14 protein-coding genes and 1 pseudogene are annotated in these 18,513 nt (G+C 39.5%); 6 read left to right on the top strand and 9 right to left on the bottom strand.

What is annotated here, in order from left to right; all coding sequences use genetic code 11:
- Positions 1-147: 147 nt before the first annotated feature.
- Positions 148-1,140, top strand: a complete 993-nt coding sequence (locus J7649_RS06865; protein WP_129716578.1) for a Fic family protein — start codon at positions 148-150, stop codon at positions 1,138-1,140.
- 363 nt (positions 1,141-1,503) lie between these two features.
- Here J7649_RS06865 and J7649_RS06860 read toward each other — a convergent pair whose 3' ends face one another.
- From J7649_RS06860 to J7649_RS06835, 6 genes and pseudogenes are all read right to left on the bottom strand, one after another.
- Complete coding sequence (locus J7649_RS06860) at positions 1,504-2,682, bottom strand: tyrosine-type recombinase/integrase (protein ID WP_420868643.1); 1,179 nt, start codon at positions 2,680-2,682, stop codon at positions 1,504-1,506.
- A 92-nt stretch (positions 2,683-2,774) separates the two neighbouring features.
- A pseudogene (locus tag J7649_RS06855) lies at positions 2,775-2,894 on the bottom strand (IS5/IS1182 family transposase); the annotation flags it as partial.
- A gap of 197 nt (positions 2,895-3,091) precedes the next feature.
- Complete coding sequence (locus J7649_RS06850) at positions 3,092-4,435, bottom strand: OprD family outer membrane porin (protein WP_219309972.1); 1,344 nt, start codon at positions 4,433-4,435, stop codon at positions 3,092-3,094.
- Between the two features lie 183 nt (positions 4,436-4,618).
- Positions 4,619-6,196 (bottom strand): aldehyde dehydrogenase (NADP(+)), encoded by a 1,578-nt coding sequence (locus tag J7649_RS06845; protein WP_219309956.1) that lies wholly within the window; start codon positions 6,194-6,196, stop codon positions 4,619-4,621.
- Positions 6,197-6,217: 21 nt separating this feature from the next.
- Positions 6,218-8,005 carry an IlvD/Edd family dehydratase gene (locus J7649_RS06840; protein ID WP_219309970.1) on the bottom strand — a complete coding sequence of 596 codons (1,788 nt, stop codon included), beginning with the start codon at positions 8,003-8,005 and terminating at the stop codon, positions 6,218-6,220.
- Positions 8,006-8,134: 129 nt separating this feature from the next.
- On the bottom strand, positions 8,135-9,316 hold the full coding sequence (locus J7649_RS06835) for a fumarylacetoacetate hydrolase family protein (protein ID WP_219309969.1): 1,182 nt from the start codon (positions 9,314-9,316) through the stop codon (positions 8,135-8,137).
- Between the two features lie 112 nt (positions 9,317-9,428).
- Here J7649_RS06835 and J7649_RS06830 point away from each other — a divergent pair, with 112 nt between their 5' ends.
- On the top strand, positions 9,429-10,364 hold the full coding sequence (locus J7649_RS06830) for a LysR family transcriptional regulator (protein WP_219309968.1): 936 nt from the start codon (positions 9,429-9,431) through the stop codon (positions 10,362-10,364).
- Between the two features lie 49 nt (positions 10,365-10,413).
- Here J7649_RS06830 and J7649_RS06825 read toward each other — a convergent pair whose 3' ends face one another.
- Positions 10,414-11,292, bottom strand: a complete 879-nt coding sequence (locus tag J7649_RS06825) for an SMP-30/gluconolactonase/LRE family protein (protein WP_219309967.1) — start codon at positions 11,290-11,292, stop codon at positions 10,414-10,416.
- Positions 11,293-11,643: 351 nt separating this feature from the next.
- Here J7649_RS06825 and denD point away from each other — a divergent pair, with 351 nt between their 5' ends.
- The 4 genes from denD (at position 11,644) to J7649_RS06805 (ending at position 16,537) form a co-directional block, all read left to right on the top strand.
- Positions 11,644-12,636 carry a D-erythronate dehydrogenase gene (gene denD, locus J7649_RS06820; RefSeq protein WP_219309966.1) on the top strand — a complete coding sequence of 331 codons (993 nt, stop codon included), beginning with the start codon at positions 11,644-11,646 and terminating at the stop codon, positions 12,634-12,636.
- 14 nt (positions 12,637-12,650) lie between these two features.
- The gene (locus J7649_RS06815; RefSeq protein ID WP_219309965.1) at positions 12,651-14,024 is read left to right on the top strand and encodes an MFS transporter; all 1,374 of its coding nucleotides are present in this window, start codon (positions 12,651-12,653) and stop codon (positions 14,022-14,024) included.
- 3 nt (positions 14,025-14,027) lie between these two features.
- Positions 14,028-14,906 carry an NAD(P)-dependent oxidoreductase gene (locus tag J7649_RS06810; protein ID WP_219309964.1) on the top strand — a complete coding sequence of 293 codons (879 nt, stop codon included), beginning with the start codon at positions 14,028-14,030 and terminating at the stop codon, positions 14,904-14,906.
- A gap of 311 nt (positions 14,907-15,217) precedes the next feature.
- The gene (locus tag J7649_RS06805) at positions 15,218-16,537 is read left to right on the top strand and encodes an MFS transporter (protein WP_219309963.1); all 1,320 of its coding nucleotides are present in this window, start codon (positions 15,218-15,220) and stop codon (positions 16,535-16,537) included.
- 205 nt (positions 16,538-16,742) lie between these two features.
- Here J7649_RS06805 and J7649_RS06800 read toward each other — a convergent pair whose 3' ends face one another.
- Both J7649_RS06800 and J7649_RS06795 read right to left on the bottom strand, forming a co-directional pair.
- Complete coding sequence (locus J7649_RS06800; RefSeq protein WP_219309962.1) at positions 16,743-17,693, bottom strand: NAD(P)-dependent oxidoreductase; 951 nt, start codon at positions 17,691-17,693, stop codon at positions 16,743-16,745.
- A 37-nt stretch (positions 17,694-17,730) separates the two neighbouring features.
- Positions 17,731-18,447, bottom strand: coding sequence for a FadR/GntR family transcriptional regulator (locus J7649_RS06795; protein ID WP_067763287.1), 717 nt, complete (start codon positions 18,445-18,447; stop codon positions 17,731-17,733).
- Between the last annotated feature and the right edge of the window lie 66 nt (positions 18,448-18,513).

Below are 18,513 nucleotides of genomic sequence, written 5' to 3'. Positions count from 1 at the left end.
TTATTTTAAAAGAAATAGCGATTAGTGAGCTCACTGTTTCAGAAAAGATAAGCATGTTGATAGCAGATATTACTCACTAAGCTATGAAATATTAATATTTTAGAGTTTAATCAACTGTGCTTTGTTTTTACATCAATGAGGAATGGCATGAAATATCAACCGCCTTATACGATCACCTCTAAAATTATTCACTTGATTGCACAAATTAGTGAATCAATAGGGCGTTTGACTGCATTAACTCAAATCCAAGATAGCCTTAAATTGCGAAAAGCCAATCGTATTCGAACGATTCAAGGGTCTTTAGCGATAGAAGGAAATACCTTGAGTACAGAGCAAATCACAGCGATCCTGAATGGCAAGACCATTATCGCTCCACCTAAAGAAGTTCAAGAGGTACGTAATGCCCTAAAGGCATATGAAGAAATTCAAGATTGGAATCCTGATCAAGAATCGCATTTGCTGAAAGCACATCAAATATTGATGACAGGACTGATTGATGAAATTGGACAGTATCGTCATGGCGGTGTTGGTGTGATGTCAGGGGATCGAGTCGTGCATATGGCTCCGCCTGCAAATCAAGTCCAGCGTTTAATGAGAGAGTTATTACAGTGGTTGGCTGAAGGTAATGAGCACCCATTAATTCAGAGTTCAGTATTTCATTATGAATTTGAGTTTATACATCCATTTGCTGATGGCAATGGGCGGATGGGGCGTTTATGGCAAACTTTAATCTTAAGCCAGTGGAATCCTATTTTTCTCAACATCCCTGTAGAAAGCTTGATTTATCAAAACCAAAAAGCTTATTACGATGCATTGCAAGCGAGCACAGATCGTTCAGATTCTGCACCTTTTATTGAATTTATTTTGCAGATGATTCTAGATGCAATACTTAGTTCTGATGCCAGCGATCAAGATACCGCTCAAGCTAGCGTACAAGTTAGCGATCAAGTTAAACGTCTCATCCAGAATATGGAGCAGAAAGAATATAGCTTAACTGAGCTTATGGCTCTATTGGACTTGTCCCATCGAGCCACATTCCAAAAAAATTATTTAACTCCAGCATTAGAAGCAGGTGTGATTGAACGTACCCTTCCTGATAAGCCTAAGAGTCCTAAGCAAAAGTACAAATTAAAAAATTGAACTGTACTGGAGTTGATGTGATTATTAATATAATAATGAGCTAATTGAAATGTTATAACATTACATTTATTTCTAGGTGTAATTTGCTGCTATAATGCCGTACGCCACTTCAAATCCGAATTCAGGATTTGAACAATATTTTAAAGTGATTCAATGCACTAAATCTAATTTGGGTCAAAATTGGGTCAATGAATTTTTTTATTCAATAAAAGAGCTTTAAAATTAATGAGTTAGGTTTTGAGTTCAATTGACGCCACCTCCACCAAAATTCTTTTTATAAATCAGCCACTTATATTAAGTGGCTTTTTTATTGCCACATATTTGCCACATTTTTCATTCCAAGAGCTTTTGATTTCAAAGTTTTTAGGCCGTACGTGCTACGCTAAGTTTTGCAATTTCTTGCTTATTTTTATCCCCATGCAACCATTTTGTATAGCGTTTGATCAGCATTTGTAGGCTATGTCCAAGTTGATCGGCTACAAACATTGGATTGACGCCATCCATCAGCAACATCGTCGCATAAGTATGCCTTGCATTGTATGCAGGGCGGTGACGTATAGAACACGCTTTCATGGCTTCTACAAGACGCTCTCTAGGTGGTTTTTCATTAAAGAATGGTTCCTTAGTCTTAGGACATAGCATCACATAATCTGTTTGGTAGCCTTGATCTTTTTTAAATTGAAGCAAAGCTATCAAAGCCAGAGTTGATCGTTCATTCAGATATACTTCTCGAGACGTATGTGTTTTTGTCCCCTTTTTTTCTAAACCACGTACACGGCTTTTGTTAACTTTGAATGTGCCATTGAACCAATCGATATCACTTTCTCTAAGAGCAATCATTTCGGAAGGTCTACAGCCTGTCCAGAAGGCAAACTCAAAATACCACCGATAAAATTTGTCCTCATCATGTAAGCTTTTGTCGAGCCAAGCTAGTAAGGCTTCCATCTCCTTGCGTGTGAAGGGGTCAGGTGTTTCCACCTGAACCTTACGATTCTTAATTTTATTCATAGGGTTTACAGAAATCTGATTATGCTTAACAGCCAACTCGAAAACTCCACGTAAAGGCGTGGCGCAATTATTAAATGTTTTCGCTGTTTGAAAATCACGATCGATAATGACTTCCTCAATATCTTCAGTCGTGATATTGGCTATTGGTGTTAATGCAAAATAAGGCATCCAATGACATTCTAAAATTTTGCGATAGCCATTTTTTGAATCTTTATTGGCAATCGAAAACTTTAAAAATTTTTGTGCAACATCTTGAAATAAGACTTGCTGACCATCCATTGATTCAGTTTCTGTAACATCAAGGCCTTTTGCTTGTGCTATATCATTCTCAGTTAAAATCCCCCATTTGGCTTTATTTATGAGGTCACTTCTAATTTTAGCGGCTGTACGGATACCTTCCGCAGTCGGCGGGTGTGGGAGTGTAATGTAGTAGCGCTGCTTTTTAGAGGTGAAGTTGATTTCGAGTGCATTCTCCCTAATTCTAACGCCGGTTGGTAACGTTTTTGAGTTTGTTCGGCTTTGTTGCATAAACATTCTTCAAGATGCTGATTCTTAAAGATTTGTTTGATTTTTAATCCAAAAATGAATTAAAAAAATCATAGTCTTAGATATTTATGCAACAAAGCCATTCTATAGAGAATAGCTTCAATAAAATTGCGTAAATTTGAGTTGTGGTGAATGGATAAATTACGCAGAATAACTTTCAACTTTTGCCAGTGTTGATCTGTCAGCATGGTACGAGGCATAGCGAATAGTAAAATTGGGTTTGGTGATTTGATTTTACTACTTCGCTATTTTTTTAAGCTAAAAGTGTCAACACACCCTAATGCTTTCTCTTGAAAAAATTGCAAATCCTTTCCTAATTTTTTAGCAATTTGTAGTGTGTTCTATAATCAAATTGTGAATCACTAATTAATTGCTAGAACTTACAACATGCATATAATTAAAATGACAATGGATACTCAATAATTACGCGTACTTCATCAATATCATTATAACGATAACCTTTGGTGGCTCGATGGGTAGCTTGACGTAACTTTATATCCAAACCCTTAGCAAATCCACTTGGAACTTTGTAAGAAATTTGAAGATTACGTTCCCAATGCTTATTGTCTTTGGTTGGATCATAAACAAATCTCTGTCTATAAAAACTATTATCACTATTACTGTTGTCTACATCCCAACCATATATATAACGCCCCATTAAGCTTAGGCCTGGTAGTCCATATGAGCCAAGACTTGTTTCATATTTAAGCTGTAGTGACTTTTCTTTTGCTTCAGAAAAACTGGCAAACTGCGCTGCATTTAGAATTGAAACATTTCCGCCTATAGTTGAATATCCTACCCAGTCAAAAGGCTCATCCCCAAATACTTGCTGATATCCAAAAGAAATAATATGCTGATCTATTTGATATCCCACTAAACCTGACAGAATGTTTGCTTCAATATTGCCTGCAATTTTTTTACCCGTATCTTTATTACTATATCCAACAAAGGCAGCTTTTAGTTTGTGGTCATTTTCAAAAGCATGTTGGAAATCTGCGCCTAGAAAGAGCTGTGTCCACACGTCTTCTAATTCAGAAGCATAGGCGGTTACTGATGAGTTTGGTAATTTATATGTTCCTCCAGCAAAACTGACACTATCCGCTTTAATTCCAGCAGCTGGACCATAATCTGTGGTAAAAAAGTTTAAATCCTTCGTAGAATCTACCGGGTTCATACTATAAAAATAACCGGCATTTATTTCCAAATGATCTATAGATTTATTCTGTAAAGTTATACCCGTACTTACAGATGGGAGTAAGCGAGAGGTATTGGTGGCTATAACTGGAACATTGGGAAATTGATTACCATAAGTCAATATAGTGTCCTTATATTTGACCTTTAGAGCACCTCCAATTTCTCCATTGAAGCTTTTAGTCTTACCTGTTGCAGAGTCAAATTCTAACAAGTTTGTGCCGGTTTTAAATTCGTCACTATATAGTTTTACTGCTGCCATGCCATAAGCATCAAATCCTACTTGCAAGGCAGTATCAGTATATCCTGAAGTATATTTTGCAATAACCCCATGTGCCCATTCACTACGATAGCCCTCTTTATCTTCTTCTGGCAACTGCGTGTTCGCACCGGAAGGATTGAAAGCTCCATTTCTAAAATCGCGATAAAAATAAAAATTACGATTAATTAAATCAAATTGACCATCTTCCAATAATTCATTTGCTAATAGTTCAGGTGAAAAAGACATACAGGTCCCTATTACTAATGAAAATTTCGCAAGTGTTTTCATACATTCATCCTTAAATGTTTCTTAATTTATTTTTGAAATCATTGTTATTTGGGTTAAACAGATAAATTCATACTTCATCTATTCCAAGTATTTGATAATGTATTTGGCTATCTATCGTTTTTGAAAGCGGGCAACTCACTGAGATGAATAAAGCTCCCCGCATTCTTGTTCTTGTCGTCTCTTTTAAATTCTGTTTTGAGTCATTTCCCCATTGACGAGTCTCAGCAGGTTCAGTGGATTCTCATCTCTTAATGCTTCAGGCAACAGACTTTGCGGATAGTTCTGGTAGCAGACCGGACGTAGATAACGGTCAATCGCCAAAGTTCCCACAGAAGTACCACGTGCGTCTGAAGTAGCCGGATAAGGTCCGCCATGTACCATGGCATCACAGACTTCTACACCGGTTGGATAGCCATTCAACAATAAGCGGCCTGCCTTTTCTTCCAATACCGGTACTACATCGGCAAACTCCACCAGATCCGATTCATCCGCAATCAGTGAAGCTGTTAACTGTCCATTCATGCTGCTTAAAGCCTGTAGTAACTGGGCTTTGTCTTCTACTTCAATCACAATCGTAGTGGGTCCAAAGATTTCTTCTTGCAGAAGTTGATCACCAGCAAGCAGCAGTTCAACCTCTGCTTTGAAGAGTTGCGCTAATGCCTGCTCCCCTTGTTGCTCCTGACCGGCCAGGTGCTGAATGCCGGAATGCTCGGATAAATGCGATAAGCCAGAAACATAGCTGTTTAATGTCCCTGCATTGAGCATGGTTTGAGCCGGCTTGTTTGCCATGATTTCACTGAGCTGTTCAATGAGCCGTGTATATTCAGGTGATTTAATTCCCAGGATCAATCCTGGATTGGTACAGAATTGGCCACAACCCAGTACTACTGAATCTGCCAGCTCCTGGGCAATCTGATCACCACGGTTTTTTAAAGCTTCAGGCAGCATCAGCATCGGGTTGATACTGCTCATTTCAGCAAAGACCGGAATCGGCTGTGGACGTGCTGCTGCCATATCGCATAGTGCACGGCCACCTTTGAGGGAACCGGTAAAACCGACGGCCTGAATTAATGGATGTTTCACCAGTAAGGCACCGACAGCATTACCATAGATCATGTTAAACACCCCTTTGGGCATGCCTGTTTTCTCAACGGCACGTTCAATGGCCTGAGCCACATAGTCTGCAGTGGCCATATGCCCGCTATGGGCTTTGACCACCACAGAACAACCTGCTGCCAATGCAGAAGCGGTATCACCACCGGCGGTCGAGAATGCTAAAGGGAAGTTACTTGCCCCAAAAACGGCAACTGGCCCTACACCGATTTTAATCTGACGCAGGTCTGGTCGTGGCAAAGGTTGACGCTCTGGCAGTGCGGTATCAATTCGAGCCCCTAGAAAATCACCACGGCGCAAGACTTTAGCGAACAAACGCATTTGCCCGCTGGTACGGCCACGTTCACCTTGCAGCCGGGCAATGGGTAAAGCGGTTTCTTGAGAAATCGTATTGAGGAAGTCTTCACCCAAAGCATCGAGTTCATCTGCGATGGATTCTAAGAATAGAGCCCGCTGTTCAGGGGAAGTATGTCGGTAGGTTTTAAAGGCTGTATGGGCTGCTTCCACGGCCTGGTTGACTTCCTGTTCAGTGGCCTGAAAGAAGTCAAAAGTCAGGGCTTCACCGGTGCTGGCATTCAGGCTTTTCAGGACTTTATCACCTGCAGCGCTACGGGTGCCAGCTATAAAGTTGTGGCCAATTGTATTCATCTAATTAGTCCTAGATTCGATTTAATGAGAATGTCGGGGCAAGTTTTTGTCATTAATGACACGCATATATAAGGTTGCTGGTTCCAGGCATCCGCCTGTAGAAAGTTGGCCTACTAACTTGCGATACATTTCTTGCCATGGTGTTTGAGATGCAGGGTAGTCAGGTTTCCATTGTTGACGGCGGCGTTCTAATTCCTCATCAGAAACAACTACATTTACACAACGTTTATTTAAATCAATTCTTAAACGGTCATTGGTTTTGAGCAATGCAATCCCACCACCAATAGCTGCTTCAGGTGACATATTTAAAATAGAAGGGCTGGCTGATGTTCCACTTTGGCGACCATCACCTAAACAAGGTAAAGAATCGATGCCTTTTTTGATCAGCTCTGTAGGAGGTGCCATGTTTACTACTTCAGCACTACCTGGATAACCGACTGTACCTGCACCACGAATGACTAAAATGCAGTTTTCATCAATATTAAGATCGGGGTCGTTAATACGGGCGTGATAGTCTTCTGGTCCTTCAAAGACAATCGCTCGAGCTTCAAAGCTATTTTCATCCTGCGGATTAGACAAATAGGTTTTCCTGAATGCCTCTCCCACAACAGACATTTTCATAATCGCACTGTCGAAGAAGTTACCACTGAGTACAATAAAGCCGGCACCATGTTTAAGCGGCTCTTGATAGGGATAAATTACATCAGCGTTTGATGTTTTAGACTGCTTGGCAATTTCCCCCATCATTTTTCCACTAACTGATGCACAATCTTCATTAAGTACGCCTGCTTTTTGTAATTCATACATCACTGCTGGTACACCACCGGCACGGTGAAAACCTTCACCCAGGTATTTTCCAGCAGGCATACAGTTCACAAGAAGTGGAATATTTTCACCTACACGTTGCCAATCATCTAATGTAAGTTCTATTCCCATATGACGTGCTATAGCGATTAAATGCGGAGGACAGTTGCTAGAAGCACCTAAAGCAGAGGCAACAGCAATCGCATTCTCAAAGGATTTTTTGGTCATAATTTTCGAGGGTCTTAAATCCTCAAGGACCATCTCACAGATGCGTTTACCGGTCGCATAAGCCATTTGACCACGCTCACGATAAGGCGCAGGAATACTGGCACACGTCGGTAAAGACATACCTAAAGCTTCAGCTAAGGCATTCATGGAAAGTGCCGTGCCCATGGTATTGCAATGTCCAACTGATGGAGATGCTGAAGTGGTCATTTCCATAAACCCTTCATAATCAATTTCACCAGAAGCCAGTAAATTTCGTGCATGCCAGATCACTGTACCTGATCCGATTAAATCACCTTTATAGTTGCCATCCAGCATAGGTCCACCTGAAAGAACAATAGCCGGTAAATCGGTAGTGGCTGCTGCCATGAGGCAGGCAGGTGTGGTTTTGTCGCAACCAGTGGTCAGGACCACGCCATCAAGCGGGTAGCCATGGAGAATTTCTACTAAACCTAAATAGGCTAAATTGCGGTCAAGCGCGGCAGTAGGGCGGCGTGATTGTTCTGCAATTGGATGAACTGGAAATTCCATAGGAATGCCACCGGCATCACGAATGCCGGCCTTAACGCGTTCTGCTAATTCTTTGTGGTGACGATTACAAGGAGTTAAATCACTGCCTGTCTGGGCAATACCAATAATTGGTCGACCGGACTGAAGCTCATCACGTGTCAAACCATAATTCATATATCGTTCAACATACAAAGCTGTCATATCTGCATGTTTTGGATCATCAAACCATTCCTGGCTACGTAAAAAAATCCGTTTACTTTGATTATTCATTTCCAGATCCTTAACTTTAATATTATGCAAATGAGCAATATGGGAGGCAGTTATTTATTTGAAGGGTAGAACCAAACCTAAAGCTAATCATTTAGGAATACCATTCAACCTAGGGATAATATGTGAAAACTATAGTAATTCACGCTGCTTTAAATTTTGCATCAATGAGTTGATGCCGAAATTCCAAGGTGATGCTCTGTCGCTGGTCGTTACAGTATTGTAAAGAGTGCCTAGTTTAGGAGTATGAATCCGTACGACATCATCAACTTTGTGGGTAAAGCCCGCTCCAGGTTTTTCTCGATCTTGGGTAGGGGCAAATAATGTTCCTAAAAATAGTACAAATCCGTCCGGATACTGATGATTTTCATTTAAAGTCTGTTGAATTAAATCTTCTGGATCACGACTAATTTGAGACATGGAACTCAAACCATTCAAAACAAAATGATCAGTTCCTTCAATTTTGAGTTCTACCTCACATGAGCGGATATCATCCAAACTAAAAGTTTGATCAAATAAGCGGATGAAAGGACCAATTGCGCATGAGGCATTGTTATCCTTAGCTTTGCTCAATAAAAGAGCACTACGTCCCTCGAAATCACGCAGATTGACATCATTACCTAAAGTCGCACCTAAAATTTCACCTTGGCTATTTGCCACTAGAACCACTTCAGGTTCAGGATTATTCCACTCTGATTTTGGATGAATACCAATATTTTGACCTGTTCCTACGGCTGCTAGAACAGGAGCTTTAGTGAATATTTCTGCATCACTGCCAATCCCAACTTCAAGATATTGAGACCACATATTTTGTTCAATTAAGTATTTTTTTAATTCAAGTGCTTTTACAGAGCCAGGCTGAATAGATTTAAGACTGTCTCCAATCACTCCCTGTACGATTTCCCGAATGTGTTGCGCTTTATCCGCATCACCTGCAGCCTGTTCTTCAATTACCCGCTCCAGCATACTTGCAGCAAAAGTTACTCCTGCAGCTTTAATCACTTGCAGATCAATAGGTGCTAAAAAATAAGCTTTACTTAGATCTGGCTCAGGCAAAGTATTTGCAAAAATTTCATCAATATTCCCAATCAATTGACCTTCAATTTTAGAGAGAGCCGAGATCGGGGAATCAGTTTCTAACAGTTCAGAGATCGTATTGAAATGACTAGAAATATCAAAAACCTGATTACCTTTCAAAATCACTGGCGATGGACCAGCAACTTTATGTTTATGCGGTACCCATGCTCGCCCAATTAAGCACCCTTGTGTACCATCCACTGGTAATGAATTAGCTGAATTTAATGTAAATTTCATGTAAAACAACTCTATTTATAATTGAAATCATCATAGAATTCCTTTCTAATAAACACCAATGGTAATAATTTAATAATTAATAACCTGTAGTTATTGGTAAAAGGATTTCTAAATGGCAGACTTAAATTATTCAAGTTTTAATAATTGGTTCAAATATAGGCACTTGGTTTTATTAGAGACTTTGGCAAGAACTAAAAATATGCATTTAGCAGCTGAACAGATGAATTTAAGTCAGCCCGCGATTAGTAAGATGCTGAAAGAAATTGAAAATATGCTGGGTTTTTCTATTTTTGAACGCTTACCGAGAAGTATGCCTGTAACAGCATTGGGGCAGCATGTGATTTGTTATGCACAGCGGGTCCTGAATGATGCCAAACATTTTGTTGAAGATATTGAAATGCTGAGGCTAGGTGGACATGGATTTCTTAAAGTAGGTGGAATTTTTGCTGCAACCGCGTCTGTCATTCCAAATTCTGTGATTGAGATTAAAAAGAAATGGCCATTACTCTCTATTGATGTTGTTGAACAGACCAGTGATCATTTAATGGAAATGCTCAGTGAACATACACTAGATTTAGCGGTGGGTCGATTTACCCAGGCAACACAACAGCAATTTTTTGATTTTAAGCCCTTAGGACCTGAGCCTTTTTGTATTGTGGTTAATCATGAGCATGCCTATGCTCAAAAGAAATTTTGTAAATTGATCGAACTCATGGATTGGCCTTGGGTGGTTTACCCTAAAGGAACACCTATTCGTGAACGTATGGAAGCGGCGTTTATGCGCGCAAATGTTAAAGTCCCTTTGAATACGGTCAATACCATGTCCATGCAAACTTTCCTACAGATTATACAAACTGCTCCCATGGTCGCTATGCTGCCTGAAGCAATGGTCGCTCAACAGGTGAAAGACGGGAAACTTTGCATTATAGAAACCGAGTTGATTTTAGATGCCCAGGATTACGGCATTTTGACGAGGAAAAACGAACCAGTTTCAGAAATTGCACAAACCTTTATAGAAATTTTATTAAGAAATGCTAAGCAGAATTAGCTATAAATATCACTTGGCTAATTAAATCAGCCAAGTGATTAAATGGCATTTAACCTTTGAAATATGTTTCGGCGACACCTTGGATCCCTAATCCATAAATGGCAAATACACTACCACGCAACTGATTGTCTCCAGGAAAACGTGGTAGCGGAGGTTGAGACATAGAGGTAACAAAGAGCACATCTAAATCTTTACCCCCAAACGCCAGACTGGTTACTTTTTTAACCGGCATTTCAATGATTCGATCTATGCTGCCATCAGGCGCATAACGTACCAATTTCCCTGAATATACTTTCGCACTCCAGACATAACCTTCACTATCTACAGTTGATCCGTCTGCTGAGCCGCCATCTTGCGTATCGATTTTGCAAAAAACCTGTTTATTCGTTAAACCGGTATCTGCACTGTCATAATCGTATGACCAGATTTCACCTTGCCAGGTATCTGTAAAGTAGAACTTATCACCTTTTGGATTCCAACATATCCCATTTGAAGTATTGATATTTTCTTCTAGTTTCTGAACCGTCATATCTGTATTTAAACGATATAAAGAGGCGGTTTTATCTTCTTCCATACGGTTCATCGATCCAAAAACAAAACGACCTTGTCTGTCTACACCTCCATCGTTCAGACGGTTAAAAGGCATATCTGGTTCAGGGTGATCAATAAATTCTAAATCGCCAGTATCAAAATCTAGGCTATGCAGCCCATTTTCTAATGCAACAATTGCTCCATTATGGTTTTCACGTAATGCGTAAGATCCGATCTTTTGAAGGGTTTCCCAAGCTTTCAGGTCTTTACCTTGCTCATCACAGGAAAACAAGCGACCGTCAAATATATCTACCCAAAATAATCGTTGACGAACAGGATCCCATGTCGGTACTTCACCTAAACGTGTCTTAACATCAACAAATACTTTAATTTCCATTTACATTATCCTGAAAGATTATCTCAATTTGATAGGCATTCAATTTATTGAAAAATCATATACTTTCTAAGTAAATTATAATTTAGTTTAAAAAATTACTAATGATTAAATATCAATCTTTGATAAACAGAAGTTATTAAACCTAAAGTAGCGATATTCTGAAATAAAAAATAATAAGAATTAGGTATATAAGTCTTTCAATATAAATTTATATTGAATTACGCATTCATATTGATATTAAAAAGTTATCGATATTGAGGAATAATTCATTGGTAATTATTAATCATCCTCCTTAATTTGAGTCATCTACGATGTAAATCGTCTGATTCTTAAATTAGGGAAGGATTACCTATGAATATACTTATTACTGGTGGAACTGGTTTTATAGGCAAACAGATAGCTAGAAAAATCTTGGAATTAGGGACTATCACACTAGATGGACAAGCTGCTCAATCCGTAGAAAAAATCATATTATTCGATGCTTTTGCAGGAGAGGACACTCCTGAAGATCCAAAAATTCAGGTTGTGATCGGTGATATTACTGATAAAGAACAAGTATTAGAAATTACTAAAAACGTAGATGTCATTTGGCATTTAGCTGCTGTGGTAAGTTCAGCCGCGGAAGCTGATTTTGACCTAGGTATGGAAGTCAATTTGTATGGTTTGTTGACCTTACTTGAATCGGTAAGACAGCACGGGATCAAACCCCGATTTATTTTTGCCAGCGGTTGCGCTGTATTTGGAGGTGCTCTACCAGAAGTAGTTACAGATGACACTGTCGTCACACCTAAATCGTCCTACGGCATGCAAAAAGCAGTAGGTGAATTACTTGTTTCAGATTACTCACGTAAAGGCTTCATTGATGGGCGAGTATTACGTTTACCTACAATTGTTGTTCGTCCCGGTAAGCCCAATAAAGCTGCTTCAACATTTTTTAGTTCAATCATTCGTGAACCGCTCAAAGGTGAGCCCGCGGTTTGTCCTGTCCAGGCTGATACGCCAGTATTTATCACCTCTCCACGTCGCTGTATCGACTCAATGATTCATGCAGCGGTTATTTCTCCGGATCAGTTATCCGATCAGCGCATTATTCCATTACCTGGTTTAACGGTGACCGTTCAGCAAATGCTGAAAGCCCTAGAAAAAATTGCAGGAAAATCTGCGGTAGATCTCGTCCAGTGGCAAGAAGATAAAACGATTCAACGTATTGTGAAAAGTTGGCCAGTGCGAGTTAAAGCTGAATATGCTGAATCACTCGGTTTCAAAGCGGATAAGAATTTTGAAAGCATCATCCGGGCGCATATTGAAGATACCCAGGAATTAATAGCTGAGATAGCTAATTAAAGTGAGACAGTATTATGGAAGATATTCAAGCTAAATCTGCTTTAGAAGAGCAAACCATTCAACGTATTTCAAAAAGAATTATTCCTTTTCTTATTATTCTGTTTGTAATGGCATTTTTAGACAGAACAAATATCGGCTTTGCCGCCTTGCATATGAATGATGCAATTGGCATTACTCAAACGATATTTGGCTTAGGCGCTGGTATTTTTTTCCTTGGTTATTTTATTGCCGAAGTTCCGAGTAATGTATTGCTACATCGTTTCGGTGCCAGAATCTGGATCGCGCGTATTATGATTACTTGGGGAATCATTGCTGCCTTAATGGGCTTTATCCAAAACGGAACTCAGTTTATCGTTCTTCGTTTTTTACTCGGTATTGCGGAAGCTGGCTTTTTTCCTGGTGTGATTTTCTATCTTACTTTGTGGTTTCCAGCGCGATATCGTGCACGTGTATTTGCCACATTTTATTTAGGTCTCCCAATTGCCCAGATTATTGGTGCACCTATTTCAGTTGGACTGATGCAATGGGGCGATACAATAGGGTATGAAGGCTGGCGTTTGATGTATGTGCTTGAGGGCATTCCATCGATCATTCTAGGTATCATTTGTTTGAAATACTTAACCAATACGCCTAAAGAAGCCCAATGGCTCACTACTGATCAACGTCAATGGTTAATGAGAACTTTAGAGAGAGAAGAACTTGAAAAAACTGAAGCTGCTGACTCTCATTTAACTAAGTCAGCGCTTATTAAACAAGTGTTTAAAAATCCATTGGTATGGCTTATGGCTCTTGTGTACTTCGGCATTACTTCTGGTTCGAATGCCATGTTCTTCTTCTTGCCAAGTGTGCTGGAGTCATTCCGTAACACGTTTGGCATGGAAATCAGTTTGATTCAAAACGGACTCTTAACAGCTATTCCTTATGCATTCGCTGCTGTAGGCATGATTTTATGGAGCCGACGCTCGGATCGTAAACAGGAACGTCATAAGCATGGTGCTTGTGCAGCTCTTATGGCGGCAAGTTCAATTGCAATCGCACTAATTGTCAACCAGCCCTGGGCTATTATTGTTGGGTTTATTTTCCTTGCCATTGGTGTATTTAGTGCGATTAATATTTTCTGGACATTACCTGGCCAAACATTGACGGGAGTAGGTGCCGCCGCTGGTATTGGACTGATTAACTCTGTGGGTAATTTAAGTGGATTTACAGGGCCATATTTAACAGGGTACTTATATACCACGACTGGTACTTATACTACTGCATTTCTAGTCATCGCTGGATTTGTTGCGATTGGCGGAATCGGGTTATTGGTACTCGCACGATTAAATGGCAAACAGATAGAAAAAGAAAAGTTAAATCTCAAAGCCCAACCCAATCAAGGAGTATAAAACATGGCAAGGATTGGATTCGTGGGAACCGGTATTATGGGCACACCCATGGTTATGAACTTAATCAAGGATGGTCACCAGGTTCAGGTTTGGAATAGAACAATTTCTAAATTGAAAACATTAGAAGAGGCGGGCGCACAAGTCTGTCATCAGCTATCGGAAGTTGGAAGAGATGTTGATCTTCTTATTGTAATGCTGAGTGATGGAAAAACTTGTGATGAAGTCCTGTTCCAAAAAGATGGAGCGATTTCTGAACTAAAGAAAAATAGTATTGTGATTGTCATGAGTTCAGTCCCGGTAGAAACTGCAAAATATCAGAATGAACGATGTTTATCCTTAGGATTAAGATACCTAGATGCACCTGTTTCAGGTGGTGAGAAAGGTGCACAAAATGCGACTCTAGCTATTATGGTGGGTGGTGAGGAAGATACCTTTACTGAAGCCCAAACAGTTCTAAATTCTATGGGCAGAGCAGTCTTGGTGGGCACTGCCGGATGTGGAGAGCTCGCCAAACTGGTTAACCAAATGATTGTTGCGAGTACGATTGCTACCGTGGCAGAAGGTTTACTCTTTGCTCAGCAAGGCGGGGCTGATCCGTATAAAGTAAAGCAGGCATTAACTGGTGGATTTGCTGACTCTCCTATTTTGCAACAGCATGGTGAACGTATGTTAAGTCAAAACTTTAAACCAGGAGGCGCAGCGAGTACTCAGTTAAAAGATACTCATACTGCTATAAATTATGCGCAGGAATTAAAATTAAAGTTGCCGGTAGCAGAATTGGTAGATCAGCTCTTTTCAGATATGGTCCATCATGGCGATGGACCCTTAGACCATTCAGGATTAATTCGTGAATTAAAAAGGCTTAATAATATAGAGGTATAGCTATATCTCTTGATATTGTTTAAAACTGGCTTTTAAATAGCCAGTTTTTTATTTTAAATATATTATTTTTAATCCTAAAATATTTAATACATTTTAATATATTTTTTAAATCAATGTTTTGTAAAATAAAATATATATCGATAGGACTGAGTTATCGAATGCTGGGAAAATGTAATTGGAATTTCAAAATCGATAGAACTATATTTTTTTATATTTTATTAAATAGAGAAATTCTCTACTAAATAAAATTATTCAGAATAAGAATGGATGGAATTAACCATTTTCAGATGGTTAATAAATAGGGAAAGAGAATGAGTTTAAAAAAAGTTCATCGGCATTCATGGGTGTCTCTTGTTGTTTGCTGGTTAATCTGGCTGGTTATTGCATATGATCGTGAACTCATATTCCGCGCGGCAGTCATGATTTGTGAAGAATTCTCTCTTACACCCACAGAGTGGGGCTATACCATCGCCGCCATTACTGTGTCCCTAGCCTTACTCAGTATTCCGGTAAGTGCCTATTGTGATTTAAAAGCACCGGGCTGGAAACGTGCTATGTTCCAGTGGCCTTTGATTGTCGGATTTACTTTTCTGTCCTTACTTTCTGGCATCATGTCATTTAGTAATACTTTCTATAAGTTTGTTATCTTGCGGATATTGGTGTCTATTGGTTGTGGTGTGGCCGAACCCATCGGGGTGAGTAATACCGCAGAATGGTGGCCTAAAGAGCACCGAGGCTTTGCAATCGGTGCCCACCATGCTGGTTATCCCGTTGGTGCAATGCTGAGTGGGGTAGTAATGGCATCAATTATTTATTATTTTGGTCCTGAAAACTGGCGTTATGCATTTTATCTCGGCATCATGATTTCAGTACCGGTATTAACATTCTGGGCTATTTATTCAAACAAGAAACGCTATGATGAGTTTCATGATGCATGTATAGATCGAGGACTTACTCCACCGACAGATAATCCATGTCTAGAAACCAAATCCTTAAATCCAGCTGCTGCGAAGAAAGGTTCCTTAAAAAGAACTTTAAAGTCACGCGGTATTTTATTTACGGCAGGTAGTACCTTAATTACACACATTGTATATCTTGGTTTCCTGACTATTTTTCCTGCATATCTCTATAATATTGTGGGACTAGATCTTGCTAAAGCGGCAGGTTTAAGTGCCGTATTTACAATTACAGGAATTATGGGTCAAATTTTCTGGCCTTCTTTGTCCGATAAAATTGGACGTCGTAAGACACTCATTCTTTGTGGAATCTGGATGGCTGTTGGTATTGCCAGTTTCTGTTTAACCCAAGGTGTAATTTCTGTCATTATTATTCAATTAATTTTTGGTTTCTCTGCCAATGCAATCTGGCCAATTTATTATGCCACGGCATCAGATTATGCCGAGCAAGATGCCATGGGTACAGCGAACAGTATCATTACTGTGGCCCTTTATGTGGGAGGAGCGATTGCCCCCATTCTGATGGGTTCATTACTGACGAATTTTGGAGGATGGCATAATGCAACCGGTTATACACTTTGCTTTATTTTAATGTCAGTCTGTGCATTGATTGGTGTGTTGCTGCAAGTTATCTTGGGCTATCTGGACAAGAAAGATCATTTAAAACCTGTTTAATTCCTGACTAATTCCATAAAGTTCGACTGTAGTTTCCTCATGGATTGAGGGTGCTACAGTCTTATCCATTTTTATATTTTAGTTAAAGGATTTGGCTTTCATGTGGGGTTCATCCATCTAAATGAATAGGACGGGCATCGTAATAATGAACCGTCCTATTTTTTATATTAATTTTTTTATTTAATACTCTCTTTTATAAATTGAACTAAACCAGATTTTGATCATGACCTAAAATATTCTGGTTCACATTACTCTCCAAAATAGAAAATAGTCGTTCTTGAGCTTCATCAGTAGCCCAAGCAATATGCGCTGTAATCATGACATTTGGATGCTTGAGTTTTAACAAGGGATGATCTGCTGCAGGAGGCTCCTGGTCCAGCACATCTGCACCAAAACCTGCAATCTGCTGATTCATTAATGCTTCTGCAACATCCTCACTATGAACCAAACCGCCGCGGCCTACATTAATCAAAATGCTATCTTTTTTCATTTGACTGAGTACAGTCTGATCAATCATAAAACGGGTTTCATCATTCAAATCACAGTGCAAGGACAGCACATCAGCAAGCTGTATTGCCTGTGAAAATGGAACATATCCTTCACGACAGGTCGTGGCATTCTTGCGTTCACTGAAGGTAACTTTCATACCAAATGCCTGGGCTTTTTCTGCAAGCGACTGACCGATTTCGCCCTTACCTACAATGACCAGATTTTTATTTTTGAGTTCACGGATGGGCGCTGCAAGATAGAAAGATACTGGACTATTTGACCAGGTCCCATCTCGAACAGCCTTAACTTGGGAGTCGAAATTTTTGATCAGGTTCATCATCAGGACAAATGCATGTTCAGCCACTGCATCGCCAGCATAACCACGAATATTGCAGATTTTGATATTTCTAGACTTTAATAAATCGACATCTACATGATCGTAACCTGTGGAACAAAGTGCCAGTAATTTTAAGTTCGGATTATTGTTCAGAATCTGTTCATCAACTTTCAGGTCACTGATGATGAGCACATCCTGATCATGGATCTGATCATAAAACTGTTGCTGACTTAACTGCTCATATTCAGTGTATTCAACAGGGAAATTAAATTGAAATGCTTTATTCAGTAATACGCCTTTTTCAACACAGGTAACTTTTACGGTATTCATAAATCTTTAATATCTACATAGTGGTACTGCATATGACTTATTTTTTAATCAAATCATATGCCATTTTAGTATCCTCTAACTGCACCAGCGAGGCATGACGTGCAGAAAGAGGGTCTTTATTTTCAATTGCAGTTAAAATTGCTTTATGCCGAGGCAATGAATGGTTCTGTAAATTCGGTCTTAAACTGGTAACCTGGATTGACTGCTGCAAAGGTAAAACCAGCATTTTTGACATATATGCCAATAAATCATTATGAGTTGCTTTGGCAATTGAAAGATGAAAGTCAATATCCGGCTGGATAAACTCTTCAATACTTTCTGCCTGTTCCATCCCTGCATACGCTTTTTTAATGCGTGCTATATCTTCCTCTGTCGCCGTACTTGCTGCGATATAAGCCAATTCCGGTTCTAATACACGACGTACAGTAGATAAAGTTTTAAAAAATTCATTTTCAGGGGTGGATTGTATAAGCCAGTATAAAATATCCGGATCAAGTAAATGCCATTCATCTTTAGGGCGAACAACCGTACCAATTTTAGGTCGAGAATAGGTCAGACCTTTGGCATTCAGAACACGAATAGCTTCACGAAATACCGGTCGACTGACTTGAAATTCTTCACATAACTCTGCCTCTGAAGGCAATTTTGCATTTTCCGGTATTTCGCCAGATACTATTTTTAGACCTAATTGCTGAACAATAAGAGCATGTTGGCTTTTACTTGGAACAGGATTTTTATAGTCGGCATTACTCATATTTTACAATTGACCATTTATGATCTCATTATGGTATAGATGACCTTATGATTTCACAAGATCATC

Source organism: Acinetobacter lwoffii (assembly GCF_019343495.1).
Lineage (GTDB): Bacteria > Pseudomonadota > Gammaproteobacteria > Pseudomonadales > Moraxellaceae > Acinetobacter > Acinetobacter lwoffii_P.
The sequence above is the reverse complement of the archived record's forward strand: the minus strand, read 5'-3'. Positions and strand labels throughout refer to the sequence as shown.

Coding starts and splice junctions, on each gene's coding strand:
- J7649_RS06825 (WP_219309967.1), bottom strand. CDS start 11,292: ATGGAAATTAAAGTATTTGTTGATGTTAAGACACGTTTAGGTGAAGTA.
- J7649_RS06815 (WP_219309965.1), top strand. CDS start 12,651: ATGGAAGATATTCAAGCTAAATCTGCTTTAGAAGAGCAAACCATTCAA.
- J7649_RS06830 (WP_219309968.1), top strand. CDS start 9,429: ATGGCAGACTTAAATTATTCAAGTTTTAATAATTGGTTCAAATATAGG.
- denD (WP_219309966.1), top strand. CDS start 11,644: ATGAATATACTTATTACTGGTGGAACTGGTTTTATAGGCAAACAGATA.
- J7649_RS06805 (WP_219309963.1), top strand. CDS start 15,218: ATGAGTTTAAAAAAAGTTCATCGGCATTCATGGGTGTCTCTTGTTGTT.
- J7649_RS06835 (WP_219309969.1), bottom strand. CDS start 9,316: ATGAAATTTACATTAAATTCAGCTAATTCATTACCAGTGGATGGTACA.
- J7649_RS06860 (WP_420868643.1), bottom strand. CDS start 2,682: ATGTTTATGCAACAAAGCCGAACAAACTCAAAAACGTTACCAACCGGC.
- J7649_RS06845 (WP_219309956.1), bottom strand. CDS start 6,196: ATGAATACAATTGGCCACAACTTTATAGCTGGCACCCGTAGCGCTGCA.
- J7649_RS06865 (WP_129716578.1), top strand. CDS start 148: ATGAAATATCAACCGCCTTATACGATCACCTCTAAAATTATTCACTTG.
- J7649_RS06810 (WP_219309964.1), top strand. CDS start 14,028: ATGGCAAGGATTGGATTCGTGGGAACCGGTATTATGGGCACACCCATG.
- J7649_RS06795 (WP_067763287.1), bottom strand. CDS start 18,447: ATGAGTAATGCCGACTATAAAAATCCTGTTCCAAGTAAAAGCCAACAT.
- J7649_RS06850 (WP_219309972.1), bottom strand. CDS start 4,435: ATGAAAACACTTGCGAAATTTTCATTAGTAATAGGGACCTGTATGTCT.
- J7649_RS06800 (WP_219309962.1), bottom strand. CDS start 17,693: ATGAATACCGTAAAAGTTACCTGTGTTGAAAAAGGCGTATTACTGAAT.
- J7649_RS06840 (WP_219309970.1), bottom strand. CDS start 8,005: ATGAATAATCAAAGTAAACGGATTTTTTTACGTAGCCAGGAATGGTTT.